Raw genomic sequence first — 13,506 nt, 5'->3', positions numbered from 1 at the left:
CCCTTTGGCGCACCGCATGCTTGAACACGGAGGCCGGTTGCGCCGCGCCGCGCAAACCTACGCGATTGCGCTGGCGCACTGGCTGGACCTGTCCACCGGCGTGAGCCCGTTTGCCTGGCCGGTGCCGGCGATTCCGGAGCCGGTGTGGCAGCGCCTGCCCGAAGACGACGACGGCCTGGCCACAACCGCAGCGGCGTACTACGGCGCGCCGCAGGTGCTGCCGGTGCCCGGCTCGCAGGCGGCGATCCAGGCGCTGCCGCTGTTGCGTGGTCGCGGCCGTGTGGGCGTGCTCGCGCCTGGCTATGCCGAACATGCGCATGCCTGGCGGCGCGCCGGCCACACCGTGGTGCCGCTGCCGGCAGCGCCGTTGCTGCAGGCGGCGGATACCTTCGATGTGGTGGTGCTGATCCATCCCAATAATCCCTGCGTGGACAGCTTCGATCGCGAAGTCCTGTTGCAGCTGCATGCGCGGATGGCGGCGCGCGGTGGCTGGCTGGTGATCGACGAAGCCTTCATGGATGCGACCCCGTATGCGAGCGTGTGCGCGCAGACGCAGCAACCGGGCCTGGTGGTGCTGCGCTCCGTCGGCAAGTTCTTCGGCATGGCCGGCGCGCGGGCCGGCTTCGTGTGCGCGCATGCGCCGCTGCTGGATGCCTTGCGCGAACAGTTGGGGCCCTGGTCCGTGAGCGGGCCCACCCGCTGGGCCGTGCAGCAGGCCCTGGCCGATACCGGCTGGCACGTGCAGGCGCGCGCGCAACTGCATGCCGCATCGCAGCGGCTGGCGCAGTTGCTGCGTCGCCACGGCATCGTGCCGTCGGCCGGCACCGCGTTTTTTCAGTGGTGCGAACGCGCCGATGCGCAGGCCCTGCACGTGGCGCTGGCAAGGCGCGGCATTCTGACCCGGCTGTTCGATACCCCGGCCAGCCTGCGCTTCGGGCTGCCGCCCGATGCGGCCGGCGAGGCGCGCCTGGACGCGGCACTGCGCGAGCTGCTGGGATGAGCGCGCGTGTGCTGATGGTGCAGGGCTGCACCTCCGACGCCGGCAAGAGCACGCTGGTGGCCGCGCTGTGCCGCTGGCTGCACCGCCAGGGCGTGGCGGTGGCGCCGTTCAAGCCGCAGAACATGGCACTCAATTGCGCGGTCACCGTCGATGGCGGCGAGATCGGCCGTGCGCAGGCCGTGCAGGCACAGGCCTGCGGGCTGGAGCCGCACACCGACTTCAACCCGGTGCTGCTCAAGCCCAACAGCGACACCGGTGCGCAGGTGATCGTGCACGGGCGGGCGGTGGCCACGCTGGATGCGGTGGGCTATCACGCCTACAAGTCCACCGCGCTCAGCGCCGTGCTGGCCTCGCATGCCCGCCTGGCCGCGCGCTTCGAAGTGGTGTTGGTGGAAGGTGCCGGCAGCCCGGCCGAGATCAACCTGCGCGCCAACGACATCGCCAACATGGGCTATGCTGAAGCGGTGGATTGCCCGGTACTCCTGATCGCCGACATCGACCGCGGCGGTGTGTTCGCGCACCTGGTCGGCACCCTGGCATTGTTGTCGAACAGCGAGCGCGCGCGCGTGGCGGGGTTTGTCATCAATCGTTTTCGTGGCGACCTGGCGCTGTTGCAGCCCGGTCTGGACTGGCTGGAACGCGAAACCGGCAAGCCCGTGCTGGGCGTGTTGCCGTACCTGCATGGGTTGCAGCTGGAGGCCGAAGACGCGCTGCCGCGGCATGTCGTGCACAGGCCGCATGCGCAGTTGCGCGTGGTGGTGCCGGTATTGCCGCGCATCAGCAACCACACCGATCTCGACGCATTGCTGGCGCATCCGCAGGTCGACCTGCAGTTGATCGGCCCGGGCCAGCTGCCGCCGCCCTGCGATCTGATCGTGCTGCCGGGCAGCAAGTCCACCCGCCACGATCTGCAGTGGTTGCGCGCGCACGGCTGGGAGAGCGCCATTGCGCGCCACCTGCGCTACGGCGGCAAAGTGCTCGGCATCTGTGGCGGCCTGCAGATGCTGGGCGAGCAGATCCACGACCCCGACGGCATCGAAGGCCCGCCCGGCAGCAGTGCAGGCCTGGGCTGGCTGGCGCTGGACACGCAGCTGCATCCGCACAAGCAGCTGCGTCGCGTGCAGGGGCGCTTGCTGCTGGGCGATGCGCGTGCGCACGGCTACGAGATCCATTGCGGCATCAGCACCGGCGCGGCACTGGCGCGTCCGCTGCTGTGGCTGGACGATGGCCGCAACGATGGCGCCATGTCCGAGGACGGGCAGGTGCTGGGCACGTATCTGCACGGCATCTTCGACCACCCGCAGGCACTGCACGCATTGCTCGCATGGGCCGGCCTGGCGCAGGCGCTGCCAGTGGATCTTGCCGCGCTGCGCGAGGCCACGCTCGAGCGCCTGGCCGATGCGGTGCAGACCCATCTGGATACCGCCGCCCTGGCGCGGCTGACCTGCAAGGACCCGTCATGCGGCAGTTGATCCTGGGAGGCGCGCGCTCCGGCAAGAGCGCGCTGGCCGAACGCCTCGCTGCCAGCGCTTTAGCCGCCGGCACGGCGGCCGAGGTGGCCTATGTCGCCACCGCGCAGGCCTTCGATGCGGAAATGCAGCAGCGCATCGCGCATCACCGCAGCCGGCGCCCGCCGCAGTGGCAGTGCGTGGAAGAACCCGTTGCCCTGGCGGCCACCCTGCAGGCATGGGCGGCACCGCAGCGCTGCGTGCTGGTGGATTGCCTGACCCTGTGGCTGAGCAACCTGCTGGGTCACCCGGATGCGGATGCCTTCGCGCGCGAGCGCGCGGCACTGCTGGCCACACTGCCGCAGTTGCCGGGGCAGATCGTGCTGGTCAGCAACGAGGTAGGGCAGGGCATCGTGCCGCTGGGCGAACTCGTGCGGCGTTTTGTCGACGAGGCCGGCTGGCTGCACCAGGCATTGGCGCTACAGTGCGAGCGGGTGGTGTTCGTGGTGGCGGGCTTGCCGATGGTGTTGAAGGGGGAGGGATGATGAGCAGCGACTGGATCTTTGCCGCATGCGCGGTGCCGGACGCACGCGTGCGTGCAGCGGCGCTGGCACGACAGGAACAACTGACCAAGCCGCACGGTGCGCTGGGCCGGCTCGAGCAGCTGGCGGTGCAGTTGGCCGCCTGGCAGCGCAACGAGCAGCCGGAGGTGCAGCGGATCTGGATCGCGGTGTATGCGGCCGACCACGGCGTTGCGGCCGAGGGCGTGTCTGCGTTTCCGCAGGCGGTCACTGGCGAGATGGTGCGCAACTTCGCCCGTGGCGGTGCGGCGATTTCGGTGCTGGCGCGCGAACTGGGAGCGCAGCTGGAGGTGGTGAACCTGGGCGTGGTCAACGACCCGGGCGAGCTGCCGCGTGTGCGCCGCGCCTGGATCGCGCCTTCCAGCGCCAATATCTGCGAGCAACCGGCGATGACGCCCGGCCAGCTGCGCGACGCGCTCGCCGCGGGTGCACAGAGCATTGCGCAGGCAAAGAGTTGCGATACGCAGTTGTTCGTGGGCGGCGAGATGGGCATCGGCAACACCACCGCGGCCGCCGCGCTGGGCTGCGCGCTGTTATCGCAGTTTCCGCAGGCGATGGCCGGCGCCGGTTCCGGGCTGGATGCCGAAGGCATCGCACACAAGGCCACCGTGATCACCCGCGCGCTGGCGCTGCACGCCGATGCCGCCACCGCGCTGGAGCGCCTGCGCCGGCTCGGCGGTTTCGAGATTGCCGCACTGGTGGGCGCCTACATCGCTGCCGCGCAGGCGGGCATCCCGGTGCTGGTGGATGGCTTCATCGCCACCGCCGCGGCGCTGGTGGCCACCCATCTCAACCCCGGCGTGCGGCAATGGCTGCTGTTCGGGCACCGCTCGCAGGAGCGTGGCCACACCGCCTTGCTGCGTGCCCTGGATGCCGAACCGCTGCTGCAGCTGGACCTGCGCCTGGGCGAAGCCAGCGGCGCGGCGGTGGCGATTCCGCTGCTGCGCAGCGCCTGCGCCCTGCACAACGGCATGGCCACCTTTGCCGAAGCAGGGGTCTCCGACGCATGAGCGCGCAGATCACCTTGCTGCGACACGGAGATACCGGCCAGCGCAGCTATCGCGGCCAGCTCGACGACCCGCTTACCGAGCTGGGATGGCAGCAATTGCGCGCAGCCACCGCCGATGGCGTGTGGGAGGTGGTGGTGGCCTCCACGTTGCAGCGCTGCGCAGCGTTTGCCGCTGAACTCGCCAGCACGCGCGGCTTGCCGCTGCAGCTGGAGCCGCGGCTGCGCGAATACCACTTCGGCCGATGGCAAGGCGTGCCGGTGGCCGATATCGATCGGGACGAAGGGCAGGCGCTGGGCCGCTTCTGGGCCGACCCGCTGCGCTACCCGCTGCCGCAGGCCGAGCCGTTCCCCGATTTTTGCGCGCGCCTGTCGGCCGCGCTCGATGCCATCGTCGCCCGCTACCCGGCACAGCGCGTGCTGGTGGTCACCCACGGCGGCGCCATCCGCGCCTTGCAGTGCCTGGTCGCCGGGAGTGGTTTCGGCCGGATGACCGAACTGGCGGTGCCGCATGCGTCGCTGCATCCGCTGGCCTGGCCGCCGACCGACGTGGCTGGCGCATCGAGATCGCCGGGCTCATCCACGGCATTGCCACCGGCGCACGCCACCGAATGATCGACGGGTTGCTGGCGGTGATCGGGTTCCTGACCCGCATCCCGGTGCCCGCCCGGGCGTTCACACGCGCAGGCGCGCAGGCGCGCTCGCTGTGCTGGTACCCGCTGGTGGGCGTGGTGCTCGGTGGAGTGGTGTGCGGGTTGGCCTGGTGCCTGCGCGAGGTTGCGCCGTTGCTGGGCGCAGCGCTGCTGTTGAGCGCCTGGGTGTGGCTGACCGGCGCGTTGCATCTGGATGGCCTGGCCGACACGACCGATGCCTGGGTCGGCGGCATGGGCGAGCGCGCACGCACGCTGGCGATCATGAGGGACCCCACCAGCGGCCCGATGGCAGTCACCGCAGTGGTGCTGGTGTTGCTGCTCAAATGCGCTGCCTTGGCCAGCCTGCTGGCGCAGGCGCCGACCACGCTATGGCTGGCGCCGCTACTGGCGCGCAGCGCGCTGGTTGCCGCGTTCCTGAGTACGCCGTATGTACGCGCCGGTGGGCTGGGCAGTGCGCTGCTGGGCGCATCACGTGCGGGCCTGTGGCTGGCGCTGATCGCCGGTACCGCAGTGTGCATCGCTGCCGGGCTGCCCACCGCGGCGTTGTGCGTCGGCGTCGCCGCACTGGTGTTCGCACGCTGGCGCCGCGCCTGCCTGCAGCGTCTGGGCGGCATGACCGGGGATACCTGCGGTGCACTGGTGGAACTGACGGAAACCGCAGTGCTGGTGGCGCTGGCGCTCTGGTCGGGTTGAACAGGCGCTTTTGCCGCGTTGACGCAATCGCCATCCGGATGTGATCGCCCTGCCCACGTATCGGTCTGCGCTTGCGCAGGGGCCGTGTGGGCCGCAACCATCGGCAGGAGCGCGCGTGCGTCGCTTGCGCCGGTCCCCCGGCAGACGTGCAGCTGCGGCCATGCATGCGCAAGATCAGGATCGCCTAACGCCGACGCACCCGGCGATGCTGCAGTCGTCGCCAGGGAGCCATCGTCATGCAAGCAGCAGACTCAGCCGGCCGCGATCGGCAGCGCGGTGTGGCGCATCTGCAGGCGGTCGTGCGCAGTGGCGCAGCACTGCCGATCTGGCCGAACTGGCCGCCAGCGCGCATCAGTCGCCGTCTCACTTTCAGCGTGTCTATCGCGCACTCACCGGCGAGCCGGTGGGGCAGGCGGTTGCGCGGTTGCCGGGCTGGAAGACGCACTGGATCAGGTGCTGGCCGCCTGGCTGCCCGACAGCGGCTATGTATTGCGCGCCGCGCCCGTGCATTACCTGTTCCTGGACGACCCGGACCAGACACCCGCCGCGATCCTGCGCGCCGACATCCGGGTGCCGGTGGCCACACGCGACGGCCACGGCCACGGCTGAAACAGGATCTGCAGAGCGGAATCGCCGCTGCGTGCGGCCGACTCGCTCAGCCATCGACTGGCAGAAACGCCATCTGCGGCGGCGGATGCATCAGGAACTGCTGGTGCGAGATATTCCACGCATACGCGCCGGCCAGCGGGAAGGCCAGGCAGTCGCCTGGCGCCAGCGCTGCGATAGGTTGGTTGCGCGCCAGCACGTCCTTGGGCGTGCACAGCTGGCCGACCAGGGTGACCGGCGTGTCGCTGATCACCGGGGCGCGGGCGCCGCGCAGCACGCGGAAGGGGTGGTCGTGGGCCTGCGCAGCCGGAGTGCGGAAATGGTGGGTGCCGCCACGGGCGATCGCGAACCACTGGCCGTGGCTGCGCTTGAGGTCCAGCACCTCCATCAGGTACCAGCCGCAGCTGGCGCTGACGTAGCGCCCCGGTTCCAGCCGCAGGCGCAGCGCACTGCCGTGCTCGCGCAGCAGCGCCGGCAACCCGGCGCAGAAGCCGGCCCAATCGAACGAGGCCTCCGGCGCCAGATAGTCCACGCCGAACCCGCCGCCGGCATTCACCTGCAACGGCCCAAGCGCGTAGGTCTGTCGCCAGTGCTGCACGGTGCGCAGATAGGCGCCGATCAACTGCAGCTGCGCACCGGCATCGCGCTGGTGCGACATCAGATGGAAATGGAAGCCGCGCAGCCGCAGCGACGGGCTGGCGCGCAACAGGCGCATGGCTGCGTCCAGATCCTGCGGGTCCAGCCCGAATGGCGAGGGCTGCCCGCCCATCATCAGGCGCGTGCTCTGCGCGCCGGGCACGGCGATATTCATGCGCAGGAACACCGGCACGCTGCGGCCGGCCTGCGCCGCGATGGCGGCCAGGCGCTGCAGTTCGCCGACGCTTTCCACATGCACGCTGCAGTCGGGCAGGGCCGCGGCCTGGGCCAGTTCGCTGTCCAGTTTGCCCGGCCCGCCGAACAGCAATGCCGCCTGCGGTTGCTGCGTGTGCAACCAGGCCAGTTCGCCGCCGGAGGCGGCTTCGAAGCCATCCACATGCGCTGCGAGCGTGCGCAGGATGGGCGCCTCCGCATTGGCCTTGGCCGCGTAGAACAGTTCGCACTGCGCTGGAAGTCGCGCGCGCATCCAGGCCGCATGCGCATCCAGTGCGGCCAGGTCGTAGACGTAGGCGCACAGCGGGCCATCGCTTTGGTCACGGATACCCGGCAATGCCAGCATCACTGCGTCCATATCGATGCGCAGGCTCATGCCGCCACCCGCCGTGCCGCTGCGATGCGTGGAATCGGATTGGGCAGCGCGGTGTAATCGGATTGGCGATCGGCGCGTTGCCACAGCCGTGTGCCCAGGTTGTTCTTGCCCGGCAGCGGCGCGCCATCGATCAGCCCCTGCAACGCCGGCTGCGCACCATGACGCTGCTGCCAGCGCAGCGCCATCTCGCCCACGCAGTGCCACAGGCGCGCCTCCAGCACCGCATCGCCTTCGCTCAGGTGGAAGATCGCTTCGGCCAGATTGTTGACCAGCGCGCAATACGCCACCCGGTTCCAGCCCTGCTCCGGCGTGTAGTACAGCGATTGCCGTGCGCGTTCGCCCACGCCGTGCAGGCGCGCTTCCGGCCAGTGGTGGGCGAGCAGTTTGGTGCCTTCCAGGTCGCGGATCCATACCCGCGTCGGCCAGCCATCGGCAAACCCGATCACGGTGTTCTGCAGGTGCGGTTCCAGCGCGATGCCGTGCTGGAACAAGGCACTCCACACCCCGTCCAGCAGCAAGCCGGCATAGGCGCGGAACCACGGCAGCGTGGCGGTGTGGCGATCCATCTGCGCACCGCCCAGTGCCTGCAGCCTGGACGCACACACGCTGTTGCCCTGCGCATCGCAGGTGAACAGGGCGGCCGCGACCTGCGGCTGCCAGCGCGCGCGCTGCGCGGCGGGAATGGTCTTGCGATACAGGATGCCGAAACTCTCGGACAGTGCGCGTGCCGCCAGCGGGTTGGCGCCATCCACCTGCGCCACCTCCAGCGAGGTGGCCGCGGGCTCCAGCATCACATCGAAGCCCGGCACCTGTACTGCCAGCGTACGCCAGCTCGGCGCCAGCAGCTCGGTCAGGGCGACTGCACTTTCCAGCTCGTACCAGGCGTTCTTGCGCACGCAGTTGGTCAGCCGCACATGCACCGAGCATTTGAGGAAATAGTCCAGCTGCGGGTGATACAGCGTGCGCACCGAGGAGGTGGGGCGCAGTGCCTCGCCCAGCATGCCGACAGGCTCGATCAGCCCGCGTGCCTGCAAGGTGCGCAGCAGCGGGTCGTCGAGCAGGCGCTGCGCTTCCCACGGATGACAGGGATACAGCGCGTGGCTGCCGGACAGTTGCCGCAGGCTGGCACGCACATCGCGGCCCTGCATGCGCAGCAGCCGTGGGTCGATGCGGAACCAGAACAGCTGGAACGCGGCGCGTGCTTCCGGCGCGCAGGCCAGCACCTGCGCCAGATCGACGCCTTCGCGGCTCTTGGGCGTGGGATGCAAGGCATGCCCCCACAGCATCGATTGTTCGGCGTCGATCATCGCTTCGCCGGTCGCGGTGGTGCCCTGTGCCTGGCGCAGCAGTGCGGCACTGATCGCCACGCTGTTGGCGCTTTGCGCGAGCAGCTCCGGGTTGACCGCCTGCGTGCTGCCCAGCGCCTGCAGCAGGCAGCGCGCCAAGGCAGGCGCGTCCAGGCTCTGCCACGGCTGTCCAACGGCCTTGAGGAAGGGCGTGGACGCGAAGCGGCAGCGCCCCAAGCGGTCGGCATAGGCGATGCGTACGCATAGCGTGCCGGTATCGCCCAGCGCGATCCGCAGCCAGCGCTGTTCGGCCACGCGCGAGCCGGGGCGATCCAGCCCGCGGTAATCGAAGTCCACTGCGCGCTGCGGAACCGCGAACTCGCGCAGGTAGCAGTTCAACCAGCAACTGCAGGCCTGCGCGTCGGCCATGCTGGCGTACCAGGGGTCATGCATCGTGTGCGGCGACATCGGCGGATCTCCTCGAAGGGAAGCGCACCAGAACGGTGAGCGCAGCGGCCGCCGCAGCCAGCGCGGCAGCCAGGAAGGGAGTGGCAGGGCCGGCCGCCTGGGCCAGCGCACCGGCAGCGGCACCGGCGAACACGCCGGCCCATTTGCCGCAGGCATCGAAGCGGCCGAACAGGCGCCCGGCGCCATGCCCGCTGGCGACCAGCGCCAGGCTGCGGTTGAGCCCACGCAGGCCGAACAACATGCCGAAACCGAACAGCAGCCTCGCCGCTGCCAATGCGATGGCGTCGTGCAGCAGCGCCTGCCACAGGCAGGCCAGCGCGAACAGCATCAGGCCGGGCACCAGCCAGGCCTCGCCATCGCCCCGCCGCCACCACGGCAGCACCACCAGATAGACCAGGTGCGGCAGGCTGTAGAGCAGGCCGGCCAGCGCGTCGTGGCCGGCGCCGCGCGCCAGCGCATACGGGATGAAGTAGGGAAACGTCACCACCATTGCGAAGCAGAACAGGAACTGCGCGAGCAGCAGCGCAGGCCAAAGCGATGGCGTCGCCGGCGCTGCATGCGGCGGCTGCGTGCTGCCAGGAGCCGTGGCAGCGGCAATCCGCCGCCCCTGTGGCTGATCGGCCGGCAGCCGCCAGGTCAGCGCGAATGCGACCAGTGGCAACAGCGCGAGCGCGCGATACAGCGCTTGCGCCGGGCCCAGCGCAAGCGCAAGCCCGAGCAACGCGGGGGCGCTGACCATCGCCAGCCGCGCCGAGTACTGCGTCCAGTCCAACGCCCGTGCCAATGGGCCGGCTTGCGGCTGGCTGGCGAGGTAGGCATTGGCCGCCGCCAGCGAACCGCCGCAGGCGCCTTGCACGACCAGGCCGATCACCAGCCAGCTCAGCGTGGGCGCGAAGCCGGCGATCGCAAAGCCCAGCGCCAGCCCCAGTTGCGCGCGCAGCAACGACCGCTTGCGCCCGTAGCGATCGGCCAGCCGCCCCCAGCTGCTGGCAGTGAGTGCGGTGCACAGCGTCGGCAGCACATACAGTACGCCGCTCCAGCCCACTGCGGCGCCCGGTGCCAGGTCGGCCAGCACCTGCGGCAGGAACAGCGGCATGCCCAGCGCGGTGAAGGCCGCCAGGTAGTGCGCCGCCAGCACCGGGCCCAGGACGCGCCTCATCGCCGCCCTCCGGCCTGCAGACGCTGCGATGGTTGCGCGGCGCCGAAGGGATTGGGCGCACTGTCGCCGTAGAACTTGTTGATGTCGGCCGCGCCGGTGAGCTGCTTGCTGAGCAGGCTGCCGGCGCTGAGCAGGTATTTCACTGGAAGGCGCGGCGCGGCCAGCAGGCGATACGCAGGCGCGGTGTCGATGCCCTCGGCGTCCAGCTGCGCCAGGGCCTGCAGCAGCTGCTGCTGCAGCTGCGCAAGCAATGCCGCGCGCAAGCCGGGCTGCCATTCGGCCAGGCCCTCCAGCACCGCCTGCAGATCCAGCTGCAGCACGATGGTGCAGACCATCTGCGCCAGCGCCTGTGGGTCGTCCACGGTGATGCGCACGTCGTGCAGCGGCCCCAGCGTGGCGATCTCCGGCAGCTGCGCGCGCAATTGCGGCATGGCGACGCGCGCAGCGTCGTTGTCCTTCATCAATAGTCGGGTGGGCCGGCCGGGCGCATACACCAGCACGCTGTTCTGTTGATTGGCCTCCAGCGCAACGCCGTAGCGCAGCCACAGCCGCAGGTGCACGGCAAGCAGCAGCTCGATGTAGTCGCGCCACCAGGCGTGCACGTCGCCTTGCACGAACCGCTCGGCCAGATGGACTGCCATCGGCCGGCCATCGGGAAGCAGCGCACATAGCGCTGCAACCGGCACCAGCGTGCTGTCTTCCAGTGGCGGATAACGCCGCAGCAGATAGGCCAGATGCCGGGCCTGGCCGACATGCCCGCCGTGCGATTCGTCCACGAAGACGCATCGCCCGCGCAGCGCCGCATCGCGCGCATCGATCAGCCGCAAGGCGCGTTCCAGCCAGTGCCCGTCGTACAGCGTGGAGGGCTTGATCAGACGCAGATTCAACGCGCCCAGCGTACGCATCGGGATCGGCAGTTTGAGATGCAGCTGTGGGTGTTGCAGCGGCACCAGCGTGCGTACCGACAAGCCGGGGCGCACCAGCAGCCAGGGCTGCGGTGCACGCACCGCGCCGGGGGGCAGGTCGAAGCCGGGTTGCTCCAGCCGCTCCCATACCAGCGGATGCACCGGCCATAGCCCGTGCGTGGCCGCAAGCGCGGGCGACAGCCCCACGTCGCTGAATGCCGGCCACAGCTCGGCCGGCGGTGGGCTGGTGCAGCTGAGCTGCGCCTGCGGCAGCGCCAGCCACTGCAGGGCAAAGGTTGGGGCAAACTCGGGTGCGTAATCGCGCAGTGCGGACAGCTCCAGACCGGCCTTGGCACGTGCGGTGGGGTAGAACGGATGATCGCGATAGCTTGCCAGCTGGTCGCAGCGATACGCGCGCTCGGCGGCATCGGCGTGCTGCAGGGCAGCGTTCAATGCCGGTGCCTGTGCGTGGTACGCCTGTCGCGCCAGGCCGCGATGTGCGGCGGCGCAGTCGGCCTCCTCGGCATAGGCGCGATGCAGGCGCTGGGTCTCCGCGTCCAGCCCGGCGCCCAGGCGCTGCAGCCAGGCGTGGCTGCCCTGTTCAAGCAGTGCGCCTTCGGCAGCCTGCACGATCCAGCGGTGGTCGCAGGCGCTGATGTCCTGCAAGACGCCGCGGCGATGGATCGGCAGCCACAGCGTGCCGTCGGGCAGATGGGCGATCTTCCACCAGCCATCACCCGGCACGGCGCCTGGCCACGCCGCGAGCACGTGCACCTCCGGCGTGGCCAGGGCACCCCGGCTGGCGATGGCGCGCAGGTCTTCGCGCAGGCAGGCATCGATGATGCGGATGGCGATATAGCGCTGGTCGTCGGCGTAGCTCATGCGCGTGCCTCTGCGGCGTCGATGCGCCATTGCAGGCCGGCTTCGACCTGCATCACGGCCTGTTGCAGCGCCTGCGCATCGCTGGCCAGCGCGCTGAGCACGCCCAGGTAATCCTTGTTGGAATGGCTGAGCTGGATGCGCTCGCCCGGTGCACGCATGCGCCGGTACTGCACATCGCAGTGCGCATCGTGGTGCCGGCGGTCTTCGCTGGCGGCGACCAGCTCGCCGTCGTGGTCGGCCACGTAATAGCGCAGCAGGGCGTGCGTGCGCGCGCTGCGCAGCTGCGGCAGCGGCTGGCCCAGATGCGGCGCCAGCGCGGCAGCGAACCATTGCTGGCCGAACATGGCATCGAGCAGAAACTCGCGGCGGTCGCCGATGCTGCGGTAATTGATCTCCACCAGCACCGGGCCGTCGGCGGTGAGGATGAATTCGCTGTGGCAGAGCCCGAAGTTCACCCCGACGCTGCGCAATTGCTGCATTGCCTGCGCGATCACCGGCGTGTCCACGTCGCCATCCCACTGCGCCTCGCATTCGACGAAGTGCGGTGGCGGCGACAGCTGTACCTTGAACCCGCCGATGGGCTGCAAGCTGTGCCCGTCGCCAAGCGTCTCCAGGGTGAACAACGGCCCGTGCAACATGGCCTCCAGCAATACGGTGCGCTGCGGGTGACGCTGCCAGATCTCGTCCAGATAGCGCTGCAGTTGCGCGGCATCGGCGCAATGGCGCACGTCCAGGCTGGCCACGCCTTCGCGCGGTTTGGCCACCACCGGCCACGGGATCTGCGCAGGAAGTGCGGCGCCGGGCGCCAGGGTGCAGAACCACGGGCAGGGCAATCCATGCGCGCGCAGGCGCTGTCGCATCGCGGCCTTGTTCTTGGCGGCGTAGCACACCTGCCAGTCCTTGCCGGGCAGCCCCAGGCCGGCGGCCACCAGCGCGGTGCTGGTCTGCAGGTGATCGCTGTTGCTGAAGACGGCACGCGGCTGCACCTGGGCGTCGTGCAGCACGTCCAGCACGCCGAGCGGATTGAATACATCGCATTCGATCACCCGCTGCGGTGCATGCGCAGGATGGTTGCGAAAGTGGGCCAGGTGATCGAGCCGATGGTCGGTCAGCAACCAGGCCGGGATGCCTTGCGCATGCGCGGCCGGCAGGAAGCCGTCGGTGACGGCCGGGTGGCAGACATGGGTAAGGATCACCAGGGGGGCGTCGGGTACAGCGTTCATGGCAGCTCTCGTTCGACAGGGCGGTAGGAAAAAAACCGAGACTGAAACGGGCTGCCTGGCGCCGCGTGCGGCGTTGGGTGGCCTGCGATGCGTCGATCGCAATGCCGCGTGCTGCGGCGATGACGCGTGCTTCATGCACGCCACCTGTTTCCACGGCGATCGCAGCACGATCGCCGTGGCCATCAGGCGCGACCGATGCCCCTGTCCATCGGTCGTGTACTGCCGCTGCGGGGACGCTGCAGCGTTGTTCTCAAGCGTCAGTGCCGGCAGGCCGGATCGGCATGGCGCGCCAACCGTTGGTAGTGGCCGGCAAGTATCTGGTGCGGCGGCGGACAGCATCTGCCATCCCG

12 protein-coding genes are annotated in these 13,506 nt (G+C 69.9%); 7 read left to right on the top strand and 5 right to left on the bottom strand.

Annotated features, from left to right (window positions below; translation table 11 throughout):
- The first annotated feature begins 16 nt into the window (after nucleotides 1-16).
- The 7 genes from cobD to XCSCFBP4642_RS27195 all read left to right on the top strand — a co-directional run bounded on the left by cobD (nucleotide 17) and on the right by XCSCFBP4642_RS27195 (nucleotide 5,990).
- Nucleotides 17-1,000, top strand: a complete 984-nt coding sequence (gene cobD / locus XCSCFBP4642_RS0114470) for a threonine-phosphate decarboxylase CobD (RefSeq protein ID WP_029220423.1) — start codon at nucleotides 17-19, stop codon at nucleotides 998-1,000.
- Nucleotides 997-2,472, top strand: a complete 1,476-nt coding sequence (locus XCSCFBP4642_RS0114465; RefSeq protein WP_029220422.1) for a cobyric acid synthase — start codon at nucleotides 997-999, stop codon at nucleotides 2,470-2,472. The genes cobD and XCSCFBP4642_RS0114465 overlap by 4 nt, the downstream gene beginning before the upstream one ends.
- On the top strand, nucleotides 2,460-2,993 hold the full coding sequence (gene cobU / locus XCSCFBP4642_RS0114460) for a bifunctional adenosylcobinamide kinase/adenosylcobinamide-phosphate guanylyltransferase (RefSeq protein WP_029220421.1): 534 nt from the start codon (nucleotides 2,460-2,462) through the stop codon (nucleotides 2,991-2,993). Before XCSCFBP4642_RS0114465 ends, cobU begins: the two co-directional genes overlap by 13 nt.
- Entirely contained in the window at nucleotides 2,993-4,039 is a 1,047-nt protein-coding gene (gene cobT / locus XCSCFBP4642_RS0114455) for a nicotinate-nucleotide--dimethylbenzimidazole phosphoribosyltransferase (protein ID WP_029220420.1), read from the top strand. The genes cobU and cobT overlap by 1 nt, the downstream gene beginning before the upstream one ends.
- Nucleotides 4,036-4,650, top strand: coding sequence for a histidine phosphatase family protein (locus tag XCSCFBP4642_RS0114450; RefSeq protein WP_029220419.1), 615 nt, complete (start codon nucleotides 4,036-4,038; stop codon nucleotides 4,648-4,650). The genes cobT and XCSCFBP4642_RS0114450 overlap by 4 nt, the downstream gene beginning before the upstream one ends.
- Nucleotides 4,647-5,381: an adenosylcobinamide-GDP ribazoletransferase gene (locus tag XCSCFBP4642_RS0114445; protein WP_029220418.1), complete on the top strand. Its 735-nt coding sequence runs from the start codon at nucleotides 4,647-4,649 to the stop codon at nucleotides 5,379-5,381. Before XCSCFBP4642_RS0114450 ends, XCSCFBP4642_RS0114445 begins: the two co-directional genes overlap by 4 nt.
- A 453-nt stretch (nucleotides 5,382-5,834) precedes the next feature.
- Nucleotides 5,835-5,990, top strand: coding sequence for a GyrI-like domain-containing protein (locus tag XCSCFBP4642_RS27195; RefSeq protein ID WP_228325696.1), 156 nt, complete (start codon nucleotides 5,835-5,837; stop codon nucleotides 5,988-5,990).
- A 46-nt stretch (nucleotides 5,991-6,036) separates the two neighbouring features.
- Here XCSCFBP4642_RS27195 and XCSCFBP4642_RS24885 read toward each other — a convergent pair whose 3' ends face one another.
- The 5 genes from XCSCFBP4642_RS24885 to XCSCFBP4642_RS0114420 are packed head-to-tail and all read right to left on the bottom strand — an operon-like array spanning nucleotide 6,037 to nucleotide 13,156.
- Nucleotides 6,037-7,233: a type III PLP-dependent enzyme gene (locus tag XCSCFBP4642_RS24885; protein WP_033898386.1), complete on the bottom strand. Its 1,197-nt coding sequence runs from the start codon at nucleotides 7,231-7,233 to the stop codon at nucleotides 6,037-6,039.
- Nucleotides 7,230-8,987 (bottom strand): IucA/IucC family protein, encoded by a 1,758-nt coding sequence (locus XCSCFBP4642_RS0114435; RefSeq protein ID WP_029220417.1) that lies wholly within the window; start codon nucleotides 8,985-8,987, stop codon nucleotides 7,230-7,232. Before XCSCFBP4642_RS0114435 ends, XCSCFBP4642_RS24885 begins: the two co-directional genes overlap by 4 nt.
- The gene (locus tag XCSCFBP4642_RS0114430; RefSeq protein WP_029220416.1) at nucleotides 8,965-10,146 is read right to left on the bottom strand and encodes an MFS transporter; all 1,182 of its coding nucleotides are present in this window, start codon (nucleotides 10,144-10,146) and stop codon (nucleotides 8,965-8,967) included. The genes XCSCFBP4642_RS0114435 and XCSCFBP4642_RS0114430 overlap by 23 nt, the downstream gene beginning before the upstream one ends.
- Nucleotides 10,143-11,933 carry an IucA/IucC family protein gene (locus XCSCFBP4642_RS0114425; protein ID WP_029220415.1) on the bottom strand — a complete coding sequence of 597 codons (1,791 nt, stop codon included), beginning with the start codon at nucleotides 11,931-11,933 and terminating at the stop codon, nucleotides 10,143-10,145. The genes XCSCFBP4642_RS0114430 and XCSCFBP4642_RS0114425 overlap by 4 nt, the downstream gene beginning before the upstream one ends.
- Complete coding sequence (locus XCSCFBP4642_RS0114420) at nucleotides 11,930-13,156, bottom strand: ATP-grasp domain-containing protein (protein WP_029220414.1); 1,227 nt, start codon at nucleotides 13,154-13,156, stop codon at nucleotides 11,930-11,932. The genes XCSCFBP4642_RS0114425 and XCSCFBP4642_RS0114420 overlap by 4 nt, the downstream gene beginning before the upstream one ends.
- Nucleotides 13,157-13,506: the final 350 nt, after the last annotated feature.

It is taken from the genome of Xanthomonas cassavae CFBP 4642 (genome assembly GCF_000454545.1).
In the GTDB taxonomy this organism is placed as follows: Bacteria; Pseudomonadota; Gammaproteobacteria; order Xanthomonadales; family Xanthomonadaceae; genus Xanthomonas; species Xanthomonas cassavae.
Note: the sequence above shows the minus strand (reverse complement) of the source record. Positions and strands in the feature narration are given on the sequence as shown.